This is a genomic window from Acinetobacter sp. YH12211 (assembly GCF_013418015.1).
GTDB lineage: Bacteria > Pseudomonadota > Gammaproteobacteria > Pseudomonadales > Moraxellaceae > Acinetobacter > Acinetobacter towneri.
Window position 1 is genome coordinate 23,855 of sequence record NZ_VPCW01000016.1, and the last position, 25,747, is coordinate 49,601.

Sequence of the window (25,747 nt, forward strand, 5' to 3'; positions counted from 1 at the left end):
ATATGGGGATGCTATTTTGAAATTCAAGGGGGGATTTAAAACTTTTTAAATACGCATTCTAAATCACTGTTCTTTCGCTTAAAGGCATTACAGCGTAAAATACGCGTTTGTGTTTTGGTTAGGAAGCGTATTCTGTGCAGAGTCATTTAAATGTAGACCACCTCGTTTTGGCGCGTGATCGTCATCGTTTAAATCGACTACGAAAAGGCAAAGATGCCAATCCAAAGCAATATCAGGAATTATTTGAAAAATCTAATTTAAAAGTGTTGGAGCGTGCGCAGCGCATTCCCGATATCAAGTTGAATCAAGATTTACCTGTGACTCAATCTGCCGAACAGTTGATTGCTGCAATTCAGCAACATCAGGTCATTATTGTAGCAGGTGAAACAGGTTCAGGAAAAACTACACAGTTACCCCAAATTGCCATGTTGGCAGGGCGTGGTTTAACGGGGTTAATTGGTCATACTCAGCCACGACGTCTTGCTGCGCGTAGTGTATCGCAGCGTATTGCCGAAGAAGTTGGCGAAAAGTTAGGTGAGTCCATCAGCTTTAAAGTTCGTTTTAATGAACAGGGTTCGCAAGATTCAATTGTCCGTTTAATGACCGATGGTATTTTGTTAGCAGAGCTTGCCAATGATCGTTATTTAAATAAATACGACACCATTATTATAGATGAAGCGCATGAGCGTTCTTTAAATATTGACTTCATTATGGGCTATTTAAAGCAACTTTTGCCACGTCGCCCTGATTTAAAAGTCATCATCACTTCTGCAACTTTAGATGTGCAGCGTTTTAGTAACTATTTTAACGGCGCACCTATTTTTGAGGTCGAAGGTCGAAGCTATCCTGTCGAAGTACGTTATCGTCCAATTTCTGAATTAAGCATTGGTGGTAGTGATGATGATGAGTTTGATGACTTTGAAGAAAACTTGCCACGCGCAGTGGTGCAAGCGGTAGAAGAATGCTTTGCCGATGCACAGGAAAAAGGTCATCCTGAACATGCCGATATTCTAATTTTTGCCAGTACTGAACAGGAAATTCGGGAGCTGCAAGAAACCTTGCATAAGCATGGACCGCGTCATACTGAAATTTTACCGTTGTATGCGCGTTTGGCTTTGGCGGAACAACAAAAAATTTTTAATCCTTCAGGTGGTGGTCGTCGCATTATTATTGCCACCAACGTCGCTGAAACCGCACTCACTGTACCCAATATCCGCTATGTGATTGATAGCGGTTTTGCACGTATTTCACGTTATAACTATCGCTCACGGGTGCAGCGTTTACCGATTGAAGCAGTATCTCAGGCAGCAGCGAATCAGCGTAAAGGACGTTGTGGTCGTATTGCACCAGGCGTTTGTATTCGCCTGTATTCAGAAGAAGATTTTTTAAGTCGCCCAGAGTTTACTGAACCTGAAATTAAACGCACCAACTTGGCATCGGTCATTTTACAAATGCAAAGTTTGGGCTTGGGTACGCTCGAAGATTTTGATTTTATTGAGCCGCCAGATCATCGTTTAGTCAATGATGGTCGTAAGCTGTTGATTGAACTGGGTGCGATGATTGAGACGGGTAAAGCCCCTCTTTTAGACGGAATGAGTAGCTCTGCGACGCAAAAGGGAGACAATCATCCGAATAATTCCACTAAATCCACCGCTAATAAAGGCGGGCTTCAAGGCAGCAGCTTAACCAAAATTGGTCAGCAAATGGCAAAAATGCCGATTGATCCAAGACTGGCACGTATGATTTTAGGCGGTGCGCATTTTGGGGTGTTAAATGAAGTCCTGATTATTGTAGCGGCATTGGCGGTACAAGACCCGCGTGAACGTCCTGCAGACAAACAAATGCAAGCCGATCAAAAACATGCTTTGTTCCGTGAAGCAGATTCTGACTTTTTATTCTATTTAAAATTGTGGGAAACTTTACACGAAAACCGTGATGGCATGAGTGAAAACAAACGTCGTACTTTTGCCCGTCAGCATTTTTTAAGTTGGTTGCGTTTACGTGAATGGAAGAAAACTCATGAACAATTGGTGGATTTGGCGCGTGGCTTAAAACTGTCGTTTAATGAGAAAAAAGCCAGTTATGAAAATCTGCATCGGGCGTTATTAACAGGGTTGCTTTCTTTTATTGCCAATAAAACCGATGAGCGCAATGTGTTTATGGCAGTACGCCAACAAAAAGCACGAATTTTCCCTGCATCGACTTTGCATAAAACCAATACACCGTGGGTCATGGCATTTGAGATGGTAGAAACTTCGCAAGTGTATCTACGCACCTTGGCAAAAATTGAACCTGAATGGATTTTATTGGCTGCACGTGATTTGCTGAAGCATCACTATTTTGAACCACATTGGTCTAAAAAAGCAGGCGTGGTGAATGCCTATGATCAAATTTCGCTGTTTGGTCTAATTATCGAGCCGAAACGTCCTGTCAATTACGAAAAGGTCGATCAGGAAGCCGCCCATGAAATATTCTTACGTGATGCTTTAACCACAGGCAACTTGGGCATTACCCCACCATTTTTAAAACACAACCTGCTTAAACTGGAAGAAGTGGAACGGGTTGAAGATAAATTACGTCGTCGTGATTTAGTTGTTGATGAAGAAACTATTTATCAATTTTATGCCGCCAAAGTACCTGCAGAAGTTGCAAGCCGTCGTTCCTTTGAAGATTGGCGTGCCACAGTAGAGCCGCAAAATCCACGTTATTTATTTGTGGAAGATGATGCACTTTGGCTGAATGATCGTCCGACCACGCAGCAATTTCCTGACTATTTGCGTAATGGTGAGCTGCGCTTGGCGGCCAGTTACCGTTTTGACCCCAGCCATGATGAAGATGGCGCAACCGTTAAAATTCCAGTGCAAGCGTTGGCACAGGTCGATGAAAATATCTGGTCGTGGGGTGTTCTGGGTTGGCGTGAAAATTTAATTGAAGCCTTGCTCAAGACTTTGCCTAAAGATAAGCGTCGTCATTTGGTGCCTATTCCAGACACAGCTCGAAAGTTGCTACAACGTGTTGATGCGGTAAATTTACGCGAGCACATTTTTAGCTTTTTGGCATTTCAATTACGTGCTGAATACATCACCGAAAAAGACTTTAGCTTTGAGCGGGTAGATGCGTATTTATTGCCGTTCATTAAAGTGCTAGATGAAAAAGGGCGGGTGATTGAGCAAGGTCGTGATTTATCTGAATTAAAAGCGCGTTGCCATACCGAAACGCATAGTCCTGTAAAGCAGGTGCACGGAGAATTTCAAACTTTTCCTGAACGATTTGTATTTGAAGCTTCGCAAAAAGTTACGGGCGTAGTGGTTAAGCAATATCAGGCGTTGGTACCAAGCAAAACATTTGCAGAGCTTTTACCAAAAGATGAATCGGGTGTGGTGATTCAAACCTTTAATGATCAGAGTGAGGCGATTCGTCAGCACCGTGAAGGCGTGATTCGTTTGCTATATGTGCAATTGGGTGATTTATCACGCCAATTGAAAAAACAAATTGATAAACCCTTGGCTTTGGCGTATTCGCCTTTGGGTGATAAAGCTCAACTTGAGCAAATGTTGATCTATGCAACATTGCAAAGCATTATTGGTGACTTACCAGTCAACTTGGAAGAGTTTCAAAAGTTGCAGCTTGAGGTAAAAAAGACTTTCCTCAGTCATGGTCAAACCACGCTGCGTATCTTTAATGAAATTTATATTGCATGGCAAGACATCCGCCGTCAGCTTCTTATGCTTGATGAAGCAGTTTTTGCTAAAAATATGGATGATATAGAAGATCAGCTGGACTTAATGCATCTGGCAGACTTTGTGTATAGCAAGCCTGTAGAGGTGTGGAGCGAATATCCGCGCTATTTGAAAGCGTTGTTATTACGTTTAGACCGCTTACCCAACAACTTGCAAAGAGACGATGCTGCCATCGCCCAAATTGACCCTTGGATGGACAAATTGTTTAAACACAAACAAGATGCCCGACTCAAGGAATTGTACTTTATGGTGGAAGAATTACGCATATCGCTGTTCTCTCAACCCATGAAAACCAAAATACCAATTTCTGCAACTCGGCTGCAAAAAGTATGGGAAAAGCTCGGAATCAGTTAAGATATTAGTAATTTCTAGAAGGAGTTTTACATGGGCATTCGCATTATAGGTACTGGTCTTTATCACCCAGAAGATGTTATTACCAATGAAGAGTTGGTCGAAAGTTTAAATGCTTATGTGGAACAGTATAATCAGCTCAATGCTGACAAAATTGCAGCAGGTGAGCTTGAAGAACGTCGTGGCTCAAGTGCTGACTTTATCGAAAAAGCCTCTGGGGTAAAACGCCGTTACGTGTCAGAAAAAACAGGTATTCTGGACATTAACCGTTTACGTCCAAATTTGCGTGAACGCGGGGATGATGAAATTTCGCTACAAGCAGAATGGGGTGTAATTGCTGCAAAACAAGCCATGCAAAATGCAGGCGTGACCGCAGAAGATATTGATGTGGTGATTTTGTCTTGCTCAAACTTGCAGCGTGCTTATCCTGCGGTGGCGATTGAAATTCAAACTGCGCTTGGTATTCAAGGTTATGCCTATGACATGAACGTGGCATGTTCTGCTGCGACTTTCGGCATTAAGCAAGCGCATGATGCGATTAAAGCAGGTGCGCGCCGCGTACTGTTGGTGAATGTCGAAATTACCTCAGGTCATAACGATTTCCGTTCACGTGACTGCCACTTTATTTTTGGTGATGTAGCAACCGCTTCAATTTTGGAAGACACTGAAACCAAAGCAGGTTTCGAAATTTTGGACATGAACCTGTTTACTCAGTTCTCGAATAATATCCGTAATAATTTCGGTTTTTTAAACTTAAGTGAAAATGCAGATATTGACGATAAACGCTTCCATCAAGATGGTCGTAAAGTCTTTAAAGAAGTTTGCCCCTTAGTTGCCAAAATGATTACTGCGCAATTAGAAAAGAATCAGATTGCGCCAACCGAGGTGAAGCGTTTCTGGTTGCACCAAGCCAATGCCAGCATGAACGAACTCATTTTGAAATTGGTGGTTGGTAAAGAAGCAGCACAACCAGGTTTAGTACCTATTATTTTAGATGAGTTTGCCAATACTTCTTCGGCAGGGGTAATTATCGCTTTACACCGTACTGCACACGAAGTCGAAAACGGTGAATATGGTGTCTTGTGTTCATTTGGCGCAGGCTATTCAGTTGGCGCGATTTTGGTACAAAAACGTGATGCTGCATAAGCTTTGCCAAACCGTATAAGATCAGCAAACGCCTAAGTACAGGTATTAAAAAGTTCCTTCTCCTTCGGGAGAAGGCTTGGATCATCCGCGATATTCTCTTCACACAGACACATACAGAATAAAAACATCGAAAAACTTTATGAAAAATAATGCTTAGGTTAAGATGGAGCATCTTTTAATAGACCTATTTTGAAAACCTATGCAACCATTTGTTCTATATAACTCAGAGCAACGAAAAAAAGTTGAATTTGTTCCGCGTAAAGAAGGACATATCGACATGTATGTCTGTGGCATGACGGTTTATGATTACTGTCATATCGGGCATGCGCGGGTTATGGTTGCATTTGACTACATCATTCGCTTTTTGCGCAGTCAAGGTTGGAATGTGAAATATGTCCGCAACATTACCGACATTGACGACAAAATTATTAAACGTGCCAATGAAAATGGCGAGAGCATTCAAGCTTTAACAGATCGTTTTATTCAAGCCATGAATGAAGATGCGGCAAACTTAGGCTGTGTTGAACCTGATGCTGCACCACGTGCCACTGAATATATTGATCAAATGCAAAATATGATTGGTAATTTGGTCAATAAAGGCACAGCTTATCCTGCAAGTAATGGCGATGTTTATTTTCAGGTTGAAAAATTTGACAAATATGGCCGTCTTTCAGGTCGCAAGCTAGAAGACATGCAGGCGGGCGCGTCTGAGCGTGTTGATGTTGAAGTCGACAAAAAGCATCCATTTGACTTTGTTTTGTGGAAACATGCCAAAGAAAATGAACCATCTTGGGCTTCGCCGTGGGGCAATGGACGTCCGGGTTGGCACATTGAATGTTCTGCGATGTCGACTTGCTGCTTAGGTAATCATTTTGATATTCATGGTGGTGGTTCAGACTTAATGTTCCCACACCATGAAAATGAAATTGCCCAGTCTGAAGCATCAACAGGTGAGCAGTATGTAAATTACTGGATGCACGTTGGCTTTATTAATGTCGATGGCGAAAAAATGTCGAAGTCATTGGGTAACTTCTTCACCATTCGTGATGTGATGGAAAAATTCCATCCTGAAGTGATCCGCTACTTTATTGTGTCATCGCATTATCGTAGCCCTGTAAACTTCTCCGATGTAGCACTCAAAGAAGCCAAAACCGCATTATCACGTTTCTATCACTCATTTAAAGCTTATCAACAAGCGTACGGTACGCAAACAGTTGAGCAGTTAGATAAGGCTTTGGTAGAGCGCTTTAATGCTGCAATGCGTGACGACTTTAACACTGCAGAAGCAATTGCAGTTTTGTTTGAAGTCAATAAAGAGCTGAACCGTGCGGTGAAAGAGCAGCAGGCAGAGCAGGCGGCTGTGTATTATTCAACCTTGCGTCATTTGACCAATATTTTAGGTTTGGTACAGCATGATGTAGATGAATTCCTGAAGTCTGATATTGGTCAGGATGCTTTAGGTTTGTCTGAACAAGCCATTGCAGACTTAATTCAGCAGCGTCAGGATGCCAAAAAAGCCAAAGACTTTGCCCGTGCCGATGAAATTCGCCAGTCTTTACTAGATCAAGGCGTAGTATTGGAAGATACCCGTCAGGGTACTGTATGGCGTCGTGCTGATTAATTGAGCACTTGGAAGCATGGAGAGTTGACAGTTGTACGAAATTCTCTATAATTCACTTCCATATTGCGGGAATAGCTCAGTTGGTAGAGCACAACCTTGCCAAGGTTGGGGTCGCGAGTTCGAGTCTCGTTTCCCGCTCCAAAATTTAAAAAACGCCTATCGAAAGATAGGCGTTTTTTTATGGCTGTTTGTTACAGCTTGCTTGCAGTCAGCTTTATAGATGGGTTTGATCCATAATTTTTAGAGCATTTTCGTTGAAATATGCTTCTGAGCTAGTTCTATCTTTAGCTTTATCTGCAACTTTGAATCAATAAAATAAATAGCCTAAGCTCAAATATGATTGTTTTTCATTTGAAACTCGAGTCAAAAAGCGAGTTAATTAAAACAGCATACAAAAATGCGTTAAAACAAAAAACACACGCAGAATCAAAGTGTAGAATTGCATAGATATGCTAAAATTGCGAAAATTAAATGTGCTTCAATAAATCACTTTTATTGAGGTGTAGAAAATACTCAATTTAAGTTGAACGTTGAATGCCAAACATGTCAAATACCATTGATTTCCAATCTGTAGCCTTAGACACTTTAAGAATAGAAGAACAAGCATTACAAGTCTTGGCGACGCAAATTGATCAGCGTTTTAGCCGTGCCTGCGAAATCATGTTGCATTGCAAAGGGCGTGTTGTGGTCACAGGTATGGGAAAATCAGGTCATATTGGTCGTAAAATGGCTGCGACGTTTGCCTCTACAGGCACGCCGTCTTTCTTTATGCACCCGGGTGAAGCAGGGCATGGTGATTTGGGAATGTTGGTACGGGGTGATGTTTTAATTGCCATTTCCAACTCCGGCAAAAGTGATGAAATTATGATGTTGATGCCACTCATCAAACATCTGGAAGTTCCTCTAATCACAATTAGCGGTGATGATCGCGGGCCGATGCCACAAAATGCTGATGTCGCTTTAACATTAGGCAATATTCAGGAAGCTTGTCCACTTGGTTTAGCACCAACCTCAAGTACGACTGCAACCTTGGCATTAGGTGATGCATTGGCTGTAGCGTTACTTGATGCACGTGGTTTTACTGCCGATGATTTTGCTCGTTCACATCCTGCAGGCGCTTTGGGTAAGCGCCTGTTATTGCATGTGAAACATTTGATGCATACCGGTACAGAATTACCTAAAGTTGCACCAGATACACCAATGAACAAAGTGTTATACGAAATTTCAAACAAACGTCTAGGTTTAACCACAATTGTCGATGAAAATGACGTCTTGTTAGGCATTTTCACCGATGGTGATTTACGACGTTTAATTGATAAACAACAGGGCTTTGATGTGAATTTACAAGTTGGGCAAGTGATGACTCAACATCCTGCAACGATTTCACAAGAAGCACGTGCAGTTGAAGCTTTAGAGCAATTACGTGACCGTAAAATCAATCAGTTTGTGGTGGTGGATGATGCCAATAAAGTCATTGGTGTGATCAGTATGCATGACTTGATTCAAGCAGGGGTAAACTAAACAATGGCATCTTATATTTTATTAGAGCAAGCGCGTCATATTGAAGCTTTGGTTTTAGATGTCGATGGAATTCTAAGTGATGGTTTTGTCACCTTAACCAACAGCGGTGATGAAATTAAATCATTCGATATTCGTGATGGTTTAGGTATGAAACTGGTGCAACAAGCAGGTGTTAAAGTCATTATCATCACGGGTCGTAAAAGTAATATTGTCGAAAAACGCATGTCCGATTTAGGTGTAGATTTGGTCTACCAAGGACGTGAAGATAAAGGCACTGCATTGCAGGAAGCCTGTGCCAAGTTAGGTTTATCACCTGCAGATTGTCTCTATATGGGCGATGACTGGCCTGATCTTTCAGCGTTTTCGATTGCGGGGATGAAAGTCACAGTGCCAAATGGACATATTGAAGTGCGTCGTCGTGCCGATTTAGTCACACAGGCCATGGGTGGGCGCGGTGCGGTACGTGAAATCTGCGATATGATTTTAACCGCCAAAGGTGTGTACCAAAGCTTACTTGAAAAATATCTCAGCATCCCTCATTAATTAAGTCATACATTCAAAGGTTTGAGTTACAGCCCCACTTATGGATACTAAAGTTTTATACGTTACTGCGATTGCAATTGCAGCTGTAAGTGGTGGTTATTACTATTACAGCGGTAAAGGCAAAAAACTGGAAACTGACGCTGCTCGCTCTATGACTTATAGTGCAGAGCAAATTCATCTGACCCAAACAGATGAGCAGGGCAATTTATATGTGCGTGCGCAAATTGACCGTTTAGAGCAAGACATGCAGCAAAAAACCTCTAAGCTGGAAAATTTGAATGCCTCTATGTATAAAGCGGGCGCGGTGGATGCCACTTTTTTTGCTAAACAGGCACAAGGTTTTAATGACAATGAAAAGGTTGTGTTGTCAGATCAAGTGCTAGCAACCAAGTTACTCGCTCAAGGCAAACTGACGCTTGAAACAGTCGAGTTGAATGTGTTTCCTAAAACACGTGAAATCAGTACCGAAAAACAAGTGACTGTACAATCTCCACAGGCTGATTTTATCAGTCAGGGCTTAAAAGCCAATTTAAATGACGGGCAATACGAATTTTTTAATATTCGAGGAAAGTATGAACCATAAATCTAAGCTTACAGCTCCTAAAGCGTTGATAAAACAAGCAGCACTTGTGGGCTTGGCGGTGCTTTCATCGGCAGGTGCATGGGCAATTCCGTCAGACCGCAGTCAGCCTATTACTTTATTGGCAGACCGTGCGACCTTTAGTGAACGTACTGGCGTCACCACTTATACAGGCAATGTGGTGATTGAACAGGGCACCATGAAACTGCAGGCAGATTCGATTGTTGCTAATCTGAACAGCAAAAAAGAAATTAGTGTCATTACGGCAACGGGCAGACCTGCGCAATTCCAGCAAAAGACTGATCCAGCCAAAGGGCTTGCCAAAGGTCAGGCGCAAAAGATTGTTTACAATGCTGAAACAGGCATTATCACCTTAACGGGTGGCGCACTTTTAGAGCAAGATGGAGCCAGTATTCGTGGTAATACCTTGCGTTATAGTATGAACAAAGGCGATGTTGAAGCGATTGGTACACCGAACAAAACTGGTTCTGAAGCGGGTCGTGTAAAAATTGTGATTCCACCATCAAGTTCAAAATCATTCCCGGGAGCGCGTGATTAATGGATCAAACGAGCGCAGCACAGGACAGCGTCCAGCACGGTCAGCAGACTTTGTGTATTAAGCATTTAGCCAAAAACTATAATAAGCGCTGGGTGGTTAAAGACGTTTCATTTGAAATGAAAAGTGGTGAAATTGTCGGGTTACTTGGGCCGAACGGTGCGGGTAAAACCACCAGTTTCTACATGGTTGTGGGTTTGGTGCGTATGGATAAAGGCGAAATCCATTTAGATCAACTGGATTTATCTGACCTTGCCATGCATGAACGTGCGCGTAAGGGGATTGGTTATTTACCGCAAGAAGCCTCTATTTTCAGAAAGCTGACCATCGCTGAAAATATTATGGCTATTTTAGAAACCCGCAAAGATTTAAATAAACAGCAACGTCAGCAGCGTTTATTAGAATTGCTGGCAGATTTTAAAATCACGCATATTAAAGATTCATTAGGGATGAGTGTGTCGGGTGGCGAACGCCGTCGTGCAGAAATTGCCCGTGCTTTGGCAGCAGACCCTAAATTTATGTTGTTAGATGAGCCTTTTGCAGGGGTCGATCCTATTTCTGTCGGTGATATTAAAGATATCATTCGTACCTTAAAAGATCGTGACATTGGCGTATTAATTACCGACCATAACGTCCGTGATACTTTAGCCATTTGTGAACGTGCTTATATTGTTAGCGAAGGTTCAGTCATTGCAGAGGGTACACCGCAAGAAATTCTGGAAAATGAAATTGTGCGTGAAGTTTATTTGGGTGAAGACTTTTTTGTTTAAAGCTTGAATGTTCTAATCGTTATTGGTTTTCGTATGCTTACTGCATAAGTTGTAGAACAGAAAGTCGTGTAAACATTATTTAACCTTCTATACCTTTGAGGATAGAAGGTTTTTTCATGGTGGTTATCAGTCCAAATAAGCTATAACTCTAAATACGTTAGAGCGCTAAACACGTTATAATTATCAAGTTTTTATTTAACTGGTTGATTGATCTGGAGTGTTATGCCATTTACCATTGCTGCGCCCATCACTTTTGAAGAAGAAATTAAAAAAAGTCGATTTCAGGCAATTGCTGTGCCTGTAGATAATGAGCAAGCGGTAAAAACTTTTTTGGAACAGCAGCGTGATTCATCTACCACACATCAATGTTGGGCATGGAAAATCGGGCATCAATTACGTTTTAATGATGATGGCGAACCTTCAGGTACGGCAGGACGTCCTATTTTAGCCACGATTGAAGGCAATGAGTTGACTAATGTTTTGGTGTTGGTGAATCGTTGGTACGGCGGCATTAAATTGGGCACAGGCGGCTTGGTACGTGCCTATGGGGGATGTGCAGGGCAATGTTTGGCTCTAGCAGAAAAAATAGAACTGATTGAAAAAAAGACCGTGCAATTTTCCTGTCATTTTAATGAGTGGGCAATTTTACAATACGAGCTAAATAGTCAGCAGATTGAGTACAGCGAAGACTACACCGCCGAAGGCGTGTTGGTAAAGGCATTCATGCAAGTCGATCAAATAGACCCTTTAAAACTAAAATTACAAGATATTAGCCGTGGGCGTGAACAACTCAAAATCCTTGAGGATGATCAAGATGACTGAAGCAAATTCACCTGATCCATTATCGAAGTACCGTGAGCAGCATAAACACCGTTTAAACTACATGCCGTGGTTATATTGGTCATTAAAACCTAAACATCGTGCTTGGGCAGAAGCTTGGCAGCAGGAATATCAAGCTTATTTAATGGCAATGGAAACGGTAGAGATTGGCAAAAACTGTTTTATTTCACCATTGGCACATATTTTTGCAGAACCAGGACGTAAAATCAGTATTGGCGATAATACCTTTATTGCAGCCGATTGTACTTTGCATGGCCCTTTAGAAATTGGCAATGAAGTCGCGATTAATCACCACTGTATTTTAGATGGTGGCAGAGTTGGAATTAAGCTTCATGATCAGGTGCGTATCGCAGCATATTGTCATTTATATGCATTTGATCATGGCATGGCTTTGGATCAGCCCATTTATCAGCAAGCGGTGCGTTCACAGGGCATTGAAGTTGGTAAGGATGTTTGGTTAGGTGCGCATGTTGGTGTTAAAGATGGGGTGAAGATTGCGGCACATGCAGTCGTTGGTATGAATAGCATGGTCACCAAAGATGTTCAGGAGCGGGAAATTGTGGTAGGAAACCCTGCCAAATTGATTCGTTATCGTGAGTAAATACGATGCAGCAAGGCTAAATCTTTAAACTTCATTACATTTTTTCATGTCCCTGCAACACGAGTTGTGTTAAGTTAAAAATAACAACTAAAAAATAGCCTGCAAAAGGCAGTAAGAGAGGCAATAATGAAACGTGTAATTGCTTGTATTGATTCTTCGCCTTGTATTAATGCGCTTGCTGAAGCTGCTGCGTGGATTGCAACACAAACTCAACGTGAATTGGTGTTATTACAAGTTTTGGATTATTACCCCGCCAGTTATCATTTGGGGGAAATTAGTGGCGTGATTGGTTTTGAAAGTAATGCGATGTTACTCAAAGAATTAGCTGAGTTGGAACAAAAACAAAGTGAATTAGCACTCGACTATAGCAACAATTTATTGCAGCACATTTCCAATATGATTCAGGAAAAATATGAAATTGTACCTACTCAAATTCAAGAAAAAGGCGATTTTCTAGAACAAAGCTTCAGTGTGTTGAATGAAGACGATATTGTGGTGATTGGACGCGTGGGCGAAAAATCTGCTGAACGCAATAAGGCTTTAGGGAGTAATGTCGAAAACTTTATTCGTGGTGCAAATTGTACCGTGATGACTGTGGGAGAGCATTTTAAAGCACCAACCCGCTTTATTTTTGCTTATGAATATTCCCCAACTTGCATCAAAATGATGAAGCGAATTGCACAAAGTGATTTGCTTAAATTACTGCAATGTCATTTGCTTTATGTGGGCGATCATCCTGAAGTTTTAAATGAACCTGCAGATTTTTTAACAGCAGCGGGTTTAGATGTGGTGGTTGAATATCGTTATGGTGATGTAGCTGAAAATATTTTAGATTATCAACGTGAACATGGTATCCAGTTGATTGTACTAGGGGCATTTAGCCACAGTAAAATTCATCAATTTTTCTTGGGAAGCATTACCACCAATATTTTCCGTAACTCAACTGTTCCTTTGTTGGTGGCAAAGTAAAAATCGTAAATGATTCAAAAAAGATCATTTCAAAAGATTGTTTAGTTGAACTGATGTAAATGCTTGCTGACTGTCCATGGTTATCCGCATAATTTGTGGATAACTGTATGGACAGTATATGTAACATTATAATATATAATGTAAAATTGCTTTAGGTTGTTTTTTAACCTTGTGTGGACTTTACTTTACAATCGCTAAAGCAAAGCCATCATGTCCTTTGCTGCCTACAGTTTGTAATGCTGTGCACGATAAAATTCGCGAATGATTTTGCATGGCTTTGAACATGTCACGAATCCCTTCAATGCTTGGTTTGTGATTGTCAGGATTTAAAATTTCCCCTGCACGAATTACATTGTCTAAAAAGATAATTGTACCTGAGCGTGAAAGTTTAAGACTCAGTTCCAAATATTCAGGATAGCTTTGTTTGTCGGCATCAATAAAAATAAAATCAAAAGCTTCAGTATCTTCTGGCAGAGCTTTTAGAATTTCTGCAGCACGACCAACTTTTAATTCAACCTTTTGTTTTAATTGAGCGCGGTCAATATTTTCCTGTCCCAAAGCTGCATGGGTATCACGTCCTTCAATCGTGAGTATATAACCATCTTCAGGCAGCGCACGTGCTAGCCACATTGTGCTATAAGCTGCGAATGTGCCCAATTCCAACACACGTTTGCATTGATTCATTTGAATGAGCATTTGTAGCAACATGCCCTGATTTGCCGCAACTGCAAGGTGATCTGGAAAACCTTTGGCATCGGTATTTTCTAAAGTTTGCGTCAAAACTGGGTCTTCGGGAATTAAATGTGATTCGATATAGTGATCGATATCCGTCCACATTTGTTGCATAGCGTGCTCACCTTTGTTGCGATGTGTGCATTGTAAACTTTTCTGCTCAGAGTGCAATTTATTCGCGGAATGGAGCAGGTGATAATCTATTTCGCAATAAAAAAAGAGGTCAATTTGACCTCTTTAGGATTTAATTCTAAACAACACTGAATTAGAAATTACACATAGATGAATGGCGGCTTAAATCTGGCCCCCAAGTTCGATAACCTTGTGTATCAATATGAATTTGTCCTGAAGCGTATAAGCCTAAGCCCATGTTTAAACTTTGACCATATTGCTGCCAGAACTGACACAGTCTGTATTTGGTACTTTCAATATAGGCATAGTCTTCGGCATTCGGGAATTGTGGCCCAATTCTAAAATCAATGGCTGAGTTAAATAAGTGACGCGATGAGTTCGCACCACCTGCACATTGATTCAGTGGTAAATCTCGATAGACAGAAGTGACTTCAAAATCAGTTAAGACTTTAGAGGCGACCAAATATTTAAATACACGCAAGGTAGGCACCTGATTTTGCCACAATTCACGACTTGGAATCATAAATTGCGAACGTCCACAGCGTTGCCAGTCACGTGCGGTACGCATTAATTCAAAACTTGGAATAATATTGCCAACACCGTTGTGTTCCAAGAAGCGTTCATATTCACGAACTTGGCGTAAATTGTCACTCACTGCCACCCATGCATTATACGAATAAGGCACAATTTTAGGTGCTACCTGACGCTCATAGGTGATTTTTTCTTGAGGAATGAAAATTCGTTTTCCATCGGGCGTGGTGATCGTTGTTGTTCTGTTTGGGGTTGAACTACAGGCAACCAAGATAACGGGAACAATGCTGAACGAAAACAGCGCCTTGAAAAATTTCTTCATTAGGCAAATCAGATATTTATTTAAAGTGGCAGTATTCTAATCGAAAATGCTGGTTAAAATTTGAAAATATTGCAATCAAATGTGTGTTTTAGGTATAAAAAAAGATCAGCACAGGACTGATCTTTTTCACAACAAGACGAACTTACTTTTCTAAGTATTGTAATTTGTCTGGTTTGCCATTCCATTCTTCACGATCAGCAGGTTGATCGCCAATTTGTGTAATGTTTGGCCAAGTCTGTGAAAGTTCAGCATTTAGCTCGATAAACACTTCCTGACCTTCTGGTAATTCATCTTCAGAGAAAATAGCGTTGGCAGGACACTCTGGTTCACATAATGCACAGTCGATACATTCGTCTGGATTAATGACAAGGAAGTTCGGACCCTCGTAGAAGCAGTCTACAGGACAAACTTCAACGCAGTCTTGATATTTACATTTAATACAGTTTTCAGTGACAACAAATGTCATGGCGACAGCTACCTAAAAATATGGTTCTAATTCAGAATAGTCTATTTTAGGCAAAAATCACTACAACTAACAATCGCTTTTACTGATATTTGATATAGACAGTGCTGCTAAATTTGATAAAAGGGGGATAAAACCATCAAAAAAACTTATAAATGACAAAGACTCTCAATTGAGAGTCTTTGTTTAGCTCAAATTTTTTAGAAATAACAGCGGCTAAGCGTTCAATTGTTCCTTTAAAGCATACAATTGTTCCAGCGCTTGTCGTGGCGTTAAATTATCGACATCTATACTGCGTAATAAATCTAAAGCAGGTGATGGTTTTTCTACCTCTATTACACGTTCAATCACTTCTGGTTCAGCTGAGCTTGTTGCTGGTGCAAATAGGTCATCTTGAACGGCTAAATTGACATTTTTGTGCTGCTGTTTTTCTAAAATTCTTAAACGGTTTTGCGCTTCTTTAATCACATTGGCTGGAATGCCTGCCAATTTTGCCACTTGCAAACCGTGACTTTGGCTTGCAGGACCTTGTTGAACTTTGTGCAAGAGAATCAGGTTGCCATTCATTTCTTTGGCGGTTACGTGGTAGTTATCCACCCCAGATTCTTTGCTTAATTCGGTCAATTCAAAATAATGCGTTGCAAATAGGCATAAACATTTGATGCGTTTGCTTAAATCCAACACACATGCCCATGCCAAAGATAAGCCATCGTAGGTACTGGTTCCGCGACCAACTTCATCCATCAGCACCAAAGACTGTGAGGTTGCATGGTGTAAAATTTGTGAAGTCTCAGTCATTTCGACCATAAAGGTCGATTTACCTGTCGATAAATCATCGGCAGAACCAATACGGGTAAACACGCGATCAATAGGACCTAATACGGCTGTTTGGGCAGGCACATAACTACCACAATAGCCAAGTAGGGCAATGAGTGCGGTTTGACGCATATACGTTGATTTACCGCCCATATTCGGGCCAGTAATAATTGCCAAACGATGATTGTAGTCGAGTAAAGTATCATTCGGTGTAAAGGCGGTTTTACTCAAGGCCTCAACAACAGGATGACGTCCTGCAGTAATTTTAATTCCAATTTCAGGGCTATATTCAGGGCGTGCCCAATTGCGTAAACGTGCTTGATGGGCAAAGTTTGCCAATAGATCAATTTGTGCAATCGCGCTGCTCATCATTTGTAATTGAGCAATGTCTTGGCGTAATTCATCCAATAGCATTTCAAATAGCATCTTTTCACGGGCTAAAGCACGGGACTCGCTAGACAGGACTTTATCTTCAAAACTTTTTAGCTCTGGGGTGATGTAGCGTTCTGCATTTTTTAAAGTTTGACGACGGATATAGTGTTCAGGTGCTTGCTCGGCTTGGGCGCGAGTGAGTTCAATGTAGTAACCACTGACACGGTTGTAGCCAATTTTTAACGTTGGGATACCGCTTTCTTGGCGCTCTTTGACTTCTAAATCAATCAGGAATTGCCCCGCATGATCACGGATTTTGCGTAGTTCATCGAGTTCACTGTCAAAACCCTCTGCAATGACATTGCCATCACGCAATAGTACAGGTGGGTTTTCTACAATTGCCTGCATCAGCCGTTGATGCAGTCCATGAAAATCGCCCAGTTCTTCATTCAGGTTTTGAATGAGTGCGGATTGTTGTGCAGAAACAATGGGCTGTAAGGCATGACGCAAATAGGGAATTTGCGCACAGGCCTGACGTAGTTGTACCAAATCACGTGGGCGTGCGCTACCGAGTGCGACACGACTCAGCACACGTTCAATATCACTAATTTCTTTCAGTACCAAACGCACAGGCGACTCATGGTAACCTTGTATTAAGGCTTGAATTGCATCCAGTCTTGCATCTAACAATGCCGTGTCACGCAAAGGTTGCATCAAGGTACGACTCAGTAAACGGCTACCCATGGCAGTTTGGCAATCGTTAATCAGTTGGAATAAAGAAGTGCCGTGTTCAAATAATGGTTCAACCAATTCCAAATTACGTCGGGTCACAGGATCAAGCGCAATAAAATTGCTGCTTTGTTCTAATTGAATACTGCGAATATGTGGTAAAGCCGTTTTTTGGGTTTCTTTGGCGTAGTGTATTAACGCTGCCGCTGCTGCTTTGGCTAAGGGCAAATGATCAATACCAAAACCTGAAAGTGTCGATACAGCAAACTGATCACAAAGCGTTTTTTGCGCATTGTTTAGGTTGAAATCGACATTTGGGCGTTTGGTCACAGGGCAGTCAAGCTGCTTTTTAACCTGTTCAATAATATTCGGATCGACAATATCTTCATCGACCACAATTTCGCTTGGCATTAAACGAGAAAGTTCAATCGCGAGTTGTTCAGGCAAATAATCCATTTGCTGAACTTTAAAAATCCCTGCACTTAAATCCAGCAACGCGATACCAATTTGGTTTTGCTGTAAGCATAAAGAGACCAAGTTGGAAGATTGATGACTGTTGAGCAGGGCATCATCGGTGAGCGTACCAGGGGTGATAATCCGTACCACTCCACGCTCTACAGGACCTTTGCCTGTTACCTCGCCAATTTGCTCACAAATTACCACGGTTTCGCCTTTTTTAACCAAGCGAGCGAGATAACCTTCGGCAGCATGATACGGTATGCCTGCCATTGGGATAGGTTTGCCGCTGGTTTTACCTCGATGGGTGAGGGTAATGCCTAAGAGTTTGGCGGCTTTGTGTGCATCATCAAAAAATAATTCGTAGAAATCGCCCATGCGATAGAACATTAAAGAATGTGGATGTTCCATCTTCACCCGTAAGTATTGCTGCATCATAGGTGTAAGTGATGATAGATCAATACCTGAATTTTCTATGTTCATCTAATAAAAATACCTTTAAAAATAATAAGTTCTTCAATGATAATCATCTGCTTACATTCCTATTGCTGCTTAGGGGTAACAAGCAAGTCTTAAGGAATCCAATGAATAAGTATACCTTTTAGTATACCTTTTATTGGTGTATCTTATTTAAATCCTATCAGCATATGCATGCTGAAAAATCTGAGGGTGATTTTAGCAAAATTACCGAGTGCGAAAAGGTTAGAAGAACTATATGACTGTAAAAGATCCTACTTATAAAAAAAAAGTAGCGTTAACTGCTCGAGCTATTGAAAAAATGAAACCTGAAACTTTCTTAGTAGATATTGGTGAAAATGAAGGGTTAAGAGTTAATAAGGGGAAAACAGGTCTGACTTCATTTTCTTATCGCTTCAGAAGTCCTATTGATAACTCGTTAAAGAAAGTAAAAATTGGTATTTACCCAGATATGTCATTGGCTGAAGCTAGATTAGAGCTTCAAAAGATGAAGATCAAACGCAGAGCAGGTATTTGCCCAAGTCAGGAGCTAAAAGATCAGAAGGAACAAAAAAAGATTGAGCAAGAAAAACGAGATGAAACAAATGCCCAATTTACAGTTAAAGAATTGATTGATTTATATTTAACTAATGTAATTGAAGACCGTTATGTTTTAGATAGTAAAACAGGCAGTAAGAAGTTGATTCCAGGAGCGAGAAAACGTAAAGGACAAGATGAAGCTAGAAGAACACTATACGGCGATGCGGTTAGAGTATTAGGACATATAGCAGCTGATCAAGTGACGCGAAAAGATGTCGTAAATATGATTTCTAAAATTATTGAGCGTGGGGCAAATGTTCAAGCTGGGCGTGTACTAGCAGAATTAACGTTGGCTTATGACTACAGTATAGGATTGGAAAAATTTAAGGATGATTTTGCAAATCCGGCACTTTTGGCTAAATCGAGTTTAAAGCAAAGCAGGGTGAAGTTAACACACAAAAAGGGTAGCCGTGTATTATCAGATAACGAAATTAAAAAAGTATTGGAATGGCTTCCAACATCAGGTTTCTCAGAAAAAGTTAGGCATATTCTTAGAATTACATTATGGACTGGGTGCCGTACTGGGGAAGTTTGTGAGTTGAAATGGGCGGACATTGATTTTGAAAAAAATACGTGGCATTTAAAAGGAAGCAAGAATGGTACGGATAGGTATGTCCAACTTTCTAAACAATGCCTTGAATATATAAAAGCATTATCTCGTGAGTCAGATTTTCTTTTTGAATCAAGAGTTAAAGGTAAGGCAATTGCCCAGAAGATTCTTACAGTGTATAAATGGCAAATGCGACATCCTGAAAAACTTTCATACGCATTACAGCCTGAACAATTGTGGTTGTCCGAAATTGAGGATTGGAGTCCGCACGATTTAAGGCGGACTGTACGTACTGGTCTATCTAGGTTAAGTTGTCCTGCAGAAATTGCAGAAGCTGTATTAGGGCATTCAAAAAAAGGAATACAAGGTACTTATAATTTGCACGCGTATGAAAAAGAATGTGCGGAATGGTTACAGAAGTGGGCCGATCATTTGGATGCTTTATAAGATAAAAGAGAGCCTCTGGAAGAGGCTCTTATTTTTACATGTTACAAAAATCTTTTGAAATATTGTTCAATGGAGTTTTCATTGGAAAACCTTTCTTTAGTGAGTAAATTCTCGACCATACTAATATTATTTACCTTAATAGTTTTTGGTGCGTTTTGCCCTAAACTGATCAATTTAATCCAAAGCTGTTGATGTTCTTCATAGCATTTTTCAAGATGGCCGGACAGGGTTGTGATTTTATTGAGGGTAGGATCAAAAAACTGTATTTCATGATCAGGCTTGAGAGATTCCGTGTTTGAGAGAGTTGATCCTTTATTACCTATTAATTTCGTAGATTGATTTGGTTTAGATGAATTGGCGAAGTTCATTAAAGTCATAAAGATAAAGCGAATACCATAAAAAAGCACGCTAATAAAGAAAAAGAATACTGCAATCCAAAAAATAGCTTTTAACACGATTGACCCCTCTAATAAATTGATAAATTTTGTTATGCTACTAAGATGAATAATAAATGAGATTTAAGAAAATGATATCTAATAAGTTTCCAGATGTGATTTTTGTCGCATCAAACGAAATGGTAGAAGAATTATTTAAGAAAAAATATCCTAAACTAGTAAAGGAATCTGAACCAAAAACAGATGGATTCTTTTCTAGATTTAATCAGAAATTGAATGAAAGAAGTAGTATGGCAGTAGGGTTGATAGGAGCAAGTATTCATAAAGCTACAAATAAAGAAAGCACTAAAGACGTTTTAACACATGCTGAAGAAATTTCAGCAGAGTTTATGAAATATACCAATAATACGACAGTGAAAAATACAAAGCCAGCTCTTGTTTATAGCGTTGAAGATAAAGCAAGTATTATTTTGAAAGGGATGAAACTTCCTACTGAAGTAACTTATGTATCTTTAGAAGATGCAAAAAAATTAAAAACTCCCAAAGAAGATAAGCTGACTGAAAATAGTTTTTTTATCAAGCATCCTCATATTAAAGACCTTTACATTAGACCAGAAAACTTCCAAATCGAATTAGCAAAAGCAAAAGAAAATGTATATATCCAATTAGCAATGGCTTTTGGTGCTAAAGAAATTCGTTTAGTGACTAATTCCATTAATCATTCAAATAAAAAAGTAAATTCAAATATTCCTTTACCTCAATACGGGCTACTAAGTGGCTTTGATGTGTCTTTTAATAGCACTACAAATCAATATCGATCATCAGTAAGAAAATTTGATCCAACTGATCATGATCCGTATATACCAAGTGATTTACAGGAGTGGGTGGATCAAGATATGGAATTGCAAACTATGTGGGATGGTAGAAAAGATGGTAAACGGCAAAAGACACATACCATGAAATTACATTATTTTAATGATATGAATGGTAGTATACAAGTCGCTGTATCTTTACTTAATATTTTGAAACAGGAATTTAATGCGAAAATAACACAACAAAAATTCGAAGCAACAACAGTTTTATTTGAGATTGATTATTATTAATAATAGCTGATATTACCTAATAAGACCCATCTTTGATGGGTCTTTTTTTATGCCACTTTTTCTACAGTTTGCCTGAGAGTGTTTGATATGGCGTAACTATTTTCTGGATCTGCCGAGTTTTCATCTAAAGGGTAAAACTCATCGATGACGTAAGGATCTTCTTCAGAATTAATCTCAAATACAGCATTGGCAAAACCTCGTCTGGCGATATGATCTACAGCCTCTTGATAGAATCCGGCCTGCTTGCTCTGTTCATCAATTTGCTTGGCTTGAGTAATGGCATCATTGAGACTAATCCCATCCCTTAAAGTTAGATCCACGTAATACACCGGCTGACGATAGCTTTGTGTGGTGCTTTTGCCTCTTAAAGTCAGTTGCAAAGGCAGGCAAGAGAGTAAACCTCCTGAGGCTGCGTGGTAATAACTCAGCCGTGCAGCCAAAGTCCGAATACTGTTAAATCCTGTGGTTCTAAAGATGAAGGTGCCAAACTCATCCGAGTCATCTAAATTCACATGCAAGCGTCCATAAGGCTTGCAGTTGCCTCCTTGAGCCAATGGGCATAAATCAGGTGATGGACAGGGATGTTGTTCTACGCCTTGATTGGTTAAACGCTGGCATGTTTCACCGTTGCCGACACATACTGGACGGCCAGTCTGTCGATCAAACAAGCTATATTCTGCACGTAGGTTTAAATCTGGATCATTAAAGATCATTCTGACGGGGATTGAGCGTAGCTTTTGATTCGGCGTACTGGCTCGAAGCTGTTCATCTAATGGATGTTTGACCCATCCCTCTTTGCTTTGGATCTGGGAAGTAATGGTGAACTGATCATCCTTTTCAGGTAGGCGCTTGCCATTCTTTTCTACTACCCGACCAATACTGATACGCCCTAGAGCTGGTGGTGTAATCGCTAAACCTTTAATCATTTTATTTTCCTCAATTTGATTTTGTACAGATCATCTAGCTTTATGTAGATCACCTGATTCAAGAAATATGTATATAGTTCACTACAAAAGCCGCGACCGTTTAACCCTCTGTTCCTAGCGAATGGAGGGCGGGGAGCGGTTTTTGCGCATCGCTATTTAAATGGGCTGAAATAGACTTAGTCGGTATAGATGTTGAAACGACGACCGCCTTGCTTCTGAAGTGGATAAAGCTCGATGAGTTCAGGCTGGTGCTGAAGCAATGCCTTGGTATTCAGACTGATGGAGTCCTTGGTTTTCTTCCACACCACCGAGCCACGACTAAACACAGCTCTTTCGGCATCTTTCATCAGCATTTGGATTTGATGCTTCAACTGGTCAAAGCGTTCCTGCTTATGCTGAATCTCTTCTTTCATTTTGATGAGTTGATCGAACATCAAATTGGCATTTTCATTTTGCGAGAGATCTTCAACGCTTAGTGGGATATGCGCTGGATAGAGTTGCTGAATCGCTTTGGCTGCGGATTCACTGGCATCGACTGATGGCGGAGTATCTGTTTCCACACATTCCCAGAAATAACGCTCTGCCTGAATGATGTGTTGAATCACTGATTCAGACCGTGTCACTTTGAAGATTTTGGTTTCATGCCCACAGATCAGAACACAGACATGTGCAGCCTGTTTGCCTGTTACAGCCAATTGGTGTTGCACCTGACACAGCACGTATAAAGGCACACCATCTCGCCATAGTCTGGCACCATGTTCCCCAGCTGTTTTACATTCCAGAATCTGCACGTCATCGCTACCCACGACCGCATAGTCCAGATTTGCCAACATAAACGACTTATCGGGATCGGGGTGTTGAAGCACGGCATTCACTCGTCTCACTTTATTATTGGTATGCAGGCTGTAGTACTCAGCCACCAGTGGCTCTAACTGTTTGCCCCAATACAACGGTGCAACGCCTGAGCTGTCATCATCAACATTCTGCTGAGTTCGACCAGTTTTAATCATCCACAGTTCCAGCATTGACATGTAGGGATTCAATCCACATGCGGTTGCGGCATCACTACTGCCAATGCCTTGCTTACGCACTTCTAGCCATTCTTGGTAATCCATATTTTTAGTATTGGCTAAACGTTTGGCGGTCACTGTTCGTTTAGCTACGGTATTTGATTCATTCATCTCATTCGGAATTGGAAAATGAGGGAGTTGAGGGGTATTTATCGGTGCAATCTGATTCATACTTTGATCCTTATAAATAGTGAGGTCTGTAAAATTTTCGGCATAAAAAAAGCCACATCTGGAGATGTGGCAAAAAGGGGGGCACTGGAGAAGGATCATCTGCATGACCCTTGACCATTATTGTAATAGCACTGGCTTAAATGAAAATTAAACCACTAAGCGAAGCGCCTGTTCTAGTCCGCGCTGCTTTAACGCAGCACCTGCACCAAACCATGCTGAATCGAGGCGGTGATCGGTACTCATGGCACGACGTTCATGGTCAGCAAACTCGGTGATTGAACACAGCAAACCATAGGCAGTATCTTTGGCTGAGCTGAGTTCTGCACCACGTCCTTGTCCATTAAACATGTTCATGACTTTAGTCATGGCACGTCCATTCGGTTCAGGCTTTTCTTTGGCTGGATTTGGAGTAGCGATATTGCGATAAAACTGAATGATGTTCTCCTCCTGGTCGATAACACTCATGCTGGTATTGTTAAACACTGCATCAAAGAAAGCTGCTGCCTCACCTTGAGTGACTTTACGTTGACTCAGCTGTTTCATTTCATACATGTGTTCATCCCATGCACGAACTGAGATGCCCAATTGTTGTTTGACTTTGTCCGCATCGAACTTAGTACTGTGTGGTACTTTCACCACACCAGCATTGCTACTTTGTCCACGTAGGGCAATGGCTAAGGTGTTATTACACACCACACGGATATTGGTGAACTGTGCTGTGGTGGCCAACGTACCATCACAGGCTGTTGCCAATAAAATATAACCATTGCTGACATCCTTGCCCTTGAGTGCTGTGCTTTGTCCAGTACGTGCCAATGCCCAGAACTTCTTCCCGCCTTTCAGTACACCAGCGGTTTCCAGCTCAAAGCCAGATTGCTCAGTCAGATCCCGGTAGAACTCCAGAATCTCCATCGGTTGCACTTCCTGATAACGCTGACTGACCACAGACAAGGGAGCATGAGTATCGGAACGATACAGCACTCGCTGTTCTTCATACGGCATGATGATGCTTTGCCCACGTTCATTCTGTGCCATGTAACTGACATTCGAGGATTCGATGCGCCAATCCATACCTGCTTGCTGGGCCCAGATTTCAATCGGCTGATTCTGAGTGAGTTGATTACCTAAGCCATGCCAAGGGGTATCACCGACATAAGCCATTTGTTCAAGTTGATGTGCCATATTTATACCTATTATTGTTAATTGATTTGAAAAGTTAAATTGCAGTCATTACAGGTGTAAGACTTCTCGTTTTGTACGAAAGGAGATCCAGAATGCTTATGTAAATAATAATTAAGTACATAGCCTAAGCTGGCTCCTGTAATTTCTCCAATTACAGGAGGAATTCTGTAAGCTTTAGCTAATTCTTTGCCAATGAAGGTAAGTGTTGATTGTGACCAGAGTGGGCTTGGAGCTTGGTTAGATCCTTTTGGAGCTAATCCAAGAAAAGTTATTTCTTCACTATGACAAGCAGGGCAAGTCGTCATATGGACACCTTTAAAAATGAAAAAGGCCTGCTAAGCAGACCTGATGGGTAATTATCGTTTTTGTGATATATATTTGAAATATATTGGATTTAATTGAAATATCTTAGTTTGAATTTTTTGTACTCATCCATTATGTAGTGCTTCTTTAAGATATATTCAAGCTCCTCATTATTTTTATAATGTGGTCGTAAAGTGATGGAATCTAGCAGCTTTTTTGTCGTAAAATTCGGTTCTAAAACGAGAGGTTGTAGATAGCCTTGATATTTTAATGATACTTCTTGTCCATCAAAATGATCTTCGATATTTGGCTTGCATTGAAAGCGTGAATAATTTGGACAAAGATCACCTAAGGACATCAGTTTTTCCATAACTCTATTATTTAAATTTTCTGAGCATTCGATTTCTAAGTCATAGATGATCAAACATATTAAATTTTTTAGCAGAGCATCATAACGGTCAGAGGTAGCTTTTGCATTATTCAAAGCATCTAGTTGATCAAGAATATTGAAAAGTTCTTTATGTTCTCTGCTTCCAAAAAAAGAAGACTTTTCATCAGAAATGTTTAATCGATTAAGCGTAATTTTCTGATCTAAATATTTAACCATTATTTGCGTTAAAAGCTCAGGTAATACCCCCATTTTTAATTGAATTAATGGGTAGAAAATCTAAAGCCCTTGTTATTGTTTAAAAATAGGTGGACAACCATTTACTGACATATGAGGTCGTTCATGATTATAAAAGTACTGCCAGT

General features: G+C 40.6%; 23 protein-coding genes and 1 tRNA gene. 14 read left to right on the forward strand and 10 right to left on the reverse strand.

What is annotated here, in order from left to right; all coding sequences use genetic code 11:
- The first annotated feature begins 134 nt into the window (after positions 1-134).
- The 12 genes from FTU98_RS09140 (at position 135) to FTU98_RS09195 (ending at position 13,238) form a co-directional block, all read left to right on the forward strand.
- Positions 135-4,094, forward strand: coding sequence for a DUF3418 domain-containing protein (locus tag FTU98_RS09140; RefSeq protein WP_180051277.1), 3,960 nt, complete (start codon positions 135-137; stop codon positions 4,092-4,094).
- A 30-nt stretch (positions 4,095-4,124) separates the two neighbouring features.
- The gene (locus FTU98_RS09145) at positions 4,125-5,237 is read left to right on the forward strand and encodes a beta-ketoacyl-ACP synthase III (RefSeq protein WP_154320667.1); all 1,113 of its coding nucleotides are present in this window, start codon (positions 4,125-4,127) and stop codon (positions 5,235-5,237) included.
- Between the two features lie 199 nt (positions 5,238-5,436).
- Complete coding sequence (gene cysS, locus FTU98_RS09150) at positions 5,437-6,858, forward strand: cysteine--tRNA ligase (RefSeq protein WP_180051281.1); 1,422 nt, start codon at positions 5,437-5,439, stop codon at positions 6,856-6,858.
- Positions 6,859-6,923: 65 nt separating this feature from the next.
- Positions 6,924-6,999: transfer RNA gene (locus tag FTU98_RS09155), tRNA-Gly, on the forward strand.
- 402 nt (positions 7,000-7,401) lie between these two features.
- On the forward strand, positions 7,402-8,379 hold the full coding sequence (locus FTU98_RS09160) for a KpsF/GutQ family sugar-phosphate isomerase (RefSeq protein ID WP_004973067.1): 978 nt from the start codon (positions 7,402-7,404) through the stop codon (positions 8,377-8,379).
- A 3-nt stretch (positions 8,380-8,382) separates the two neighbouring features.
- Positions 8,383-8,922 carry an HAD family hydrolase gene (locus FTU98_RS09165; RefSeq protein WP_004973069.1) on the forward strand — a complete coding sequence of 180 codons (540 nt, stop codon included), beginning with the start codon at positions 8,383-8,385 and terminating at the stop codon, positions 8,920-8,922.
- 40 nt (positions 8,923-8,962) lie between these two features.
- A complete protein-coding gene (gene lptC, locus FTU98_RS09170) occupies positions 8,963-9,505 on the forward strand; it encodes an LPS export ABC transporter periplasmic protein LptC (protein WP_004973071.1) in 543 nt (180 codons plus the stop codon).
- A complete protein-coding gene (gene lptA, locus FTU98_RS09175; protein ID WP_004973072.1) occupies positions 9,495-10,061 on the forward strand; it encodes a lipopolysaccharide transport periplasmic protein LptA in 567 nt (188 codons plus the stop codon). Before lptC ends, lptA begins: the two co-directional genes overlap by 11 nt.
- Positions 10,061-10,828 (forward strand): LPS export ABC transporter ATP-binding protein, encoded by a 768-nt coding sequence (lptB, locus tag FTU98_RS09180; RefSeq protein WP_154320669.1) that lies wholly within the window; start codon positions 10,061-10,063, stop codon positions 10,826-10,828. The genes lptA and lptB overlap by 1 nt, the downstream gene beginning before the upstream one ends.
- 222 nt (positions 10,829-11,050) lie before the next feature.
- A complete protein-coding gene (locus tag FTU98_RS09185; RefSeq protein WP_096900925.1) occupies positions 11,051-11,650 on the forward strand; it encodes a YigZ family protein in 600 nt (199 codons plus the stop codon).
- Positions 11,643-12,269 (forward strand): DapH/DapD/GlmU-related protein, encoded by a 627-nt coding sequence (locus tag FTU98_RS09190; RefSeq protein WP_004973079.1) that lies wholly within the window; start codon positions 11,643-11,645, stop codon positions 12,267-12,269. The genes FTU98_RS09185 and FTU98_RS09190 overlap by 8 nt, the downstream gene beginning before the upstream one ends.
- 126 nt (positions 12,270-12,395) lie before the next feature.
- Complete coding sequence (locus FTU98_RS09195) at positions 12,396-13,238, forward strand: universal stress protein (protein ID WP_154320670.1); 843 nt, start codon at positions 12,396-12,398, stop codon at positions 13,236-13,238.
- 180 nt (positions 13,239-13,418) lie between these two features.
- On the opposite strand, the gene FTU98_RS09200 is transcribed toward FTU98_RS09195, so the two are convergent.
- The 4 genes from FTU98_RS09200 to mutS all read right to left on the reverse strand — a co-directional run bounded on the left by FTU98_RS09200 (position 13,419) and on the right by mutS (position 18,274).
- Entirely contained in the window at positions 13,419-14,084 is a 666-nt protein-coding gene (locus FTU98_RS09200; protein ID WP_136144534.1) for an O-methyltransferase, read from the reverse strand.
- 151 nt (positions 14,085-14,235) lie between these two features.
- Positions 14,236-14,955, reverse strand: a complete 720-nt coding sequence (locus FTU98_RS09205; RefSeq protein ID WP_004973092.1) for a D-Ala-D-Ala carboxypeptidase family metallohydrolase — start codon at positions 14,953-14,955, stop codon at positions 14,236-14,238.
- Positions 14,956-15,097: 142 nt separating this feature from the next.
- The gene (fdxA, locus tag FTU98_RS09210) at positions 15,098-15,421 is read right to left on the reverse strand and encodes a ferredoxin FdxA (protein ID WP_004973093.1); all 324 of its coding nucleotides are present in this window, start codon (positions 15,419-15,421) and stop codon (positions 15,098-15,100) included.
- A gap of 213 nt (positions 15,422-15,634) precedes the next feature.
- On the reverse strand, positions 15,635-18,274 hold the full coding sequence (mutS, locus tag FTU98_RS09215; RefSeq protein ID WP_180051285.1) for a DNA mismatch repair protein MutS: 2,640 nt from the start codon (positions 18,272-18,274) through the stop codon (positions 15,635-15,637).
- 232 nt (positions 18,275-18,506) lie between these two features.
- Here mutS and FTU98_RS09220 point away from each other — a divergent pair, with 232 nt between their 5' ends.
- Positions 18,507-19,844 (forward strand): site-specific integrase, encoded by a 1,338-nt coding sequence (locus FTU98_RS09220; protein WP_180051288.1) that lies wholly within the window; start codon positions 18,507-18,509, stop codon positions 19,842-19,844.
- 41 nt (positions 19,845-19,885) lie between these two features.
- Here FTU98_RS09220 and FTU98_RS09225 read toward each other — a convergent pair whose 3' ends face one another.
- A complete protein-coding gene (locus FTU98_RS09225; RefSeq protein WP_180051291.1) occupies positions 19,886-20,299 on the reverse strand; it encodes a hypothetical protein in 414 nt (137 codons plus the stop codon).
- A 56-nt stretch (positions 20,300-20,355) separates the two neighbouring features.
- Between FTU98_RS09225 and FTU98_RS09230 the strand changes: the two genes are divergently transcribed.
- Positions 20,356-21,342 (forward strand): hypothetical protein, encoded by a 987-nt coding sequence (locus tag FTU98_RS09230; RefSeq protein WP_180051294.1) that lies wholly within the window; start codon positions 20,356-20,358, stop codon positions 21,340-21,342.
- A gap of 47 nt (positions 21,343-21,389) precedes the next feature.
- Here FTU98_RS09230 and FTU98_RS09235 read toward each other — a convergent pair whose 3' ends face one another.
- The 5 genes from FTU98_RS09235 to FTU98_RS09255 all read right to left on the reverse strand — a co-directional run bounded on the left by FTU98_RS09235 (position 21,390) and on the right by FTU98_RS09255 (position 25,634).
- Positions 21,390-22,268 carry a hydrolase or metal-binding protein gene (locus FTU98_RS09235; RefSeq protein ID WP_180051297.1) on the reverse strand — a complete coding sequence of 293 codons (879 nt, stop codon included), beginning with the start codon at positions 22,266-22,268 and terminating at the stop codon, positions 21,390-21,392.
- Positions 22,269-22,444: 176 nt separating this feature from the next.
- Positions 22,445-23,449 (reverse strand): YqaJ viral recombinase family protein, encoded by a 1,005-nt coding sequence (locus FTU98_RS09240; RefSeq protein ID WP_373885895.1) that lies wholly within the window; start codon positions 23,447-23,449, stop codon positions 22,445-22,447.
- 207 nt (positions 23,450-23,656) lie between these two features.
- A complete protein-coding gene (locus FTU98_RS09245; protein WP_180051303.1) occupies positions 23,657-24,691 on the reverse strand; it encodes a DUF932 domain-containing protein in 1,035 nt (344 codons plus the stop codon).
- A gap of 17 nt (positions 24,692-24,708) precedes the next feature.
- A complete protein-coding gene (locus tag FTU98_RS09250; RefSeq protein WP_158660386.1) occupies positions 24,709-24,996 on the reverse strand; it encodes a hypothetical protein in 288 nt (95 codons plus the stop codon).
- An 89-nt stretch (positions 24,997-25,085) separates the two neighbouring features.
- Positions 25,086-25,634, reverse strand: coding sequence for a hypothetical protein (locus FTU98_RS09255; protein ID WP_180051306.1), 549 nt, complete (start codon positions 25,632-25,634; stop codon positions 25,086-25,088).
- Positions 25,635-25,747: the final 113 nt, after the last annotated feature.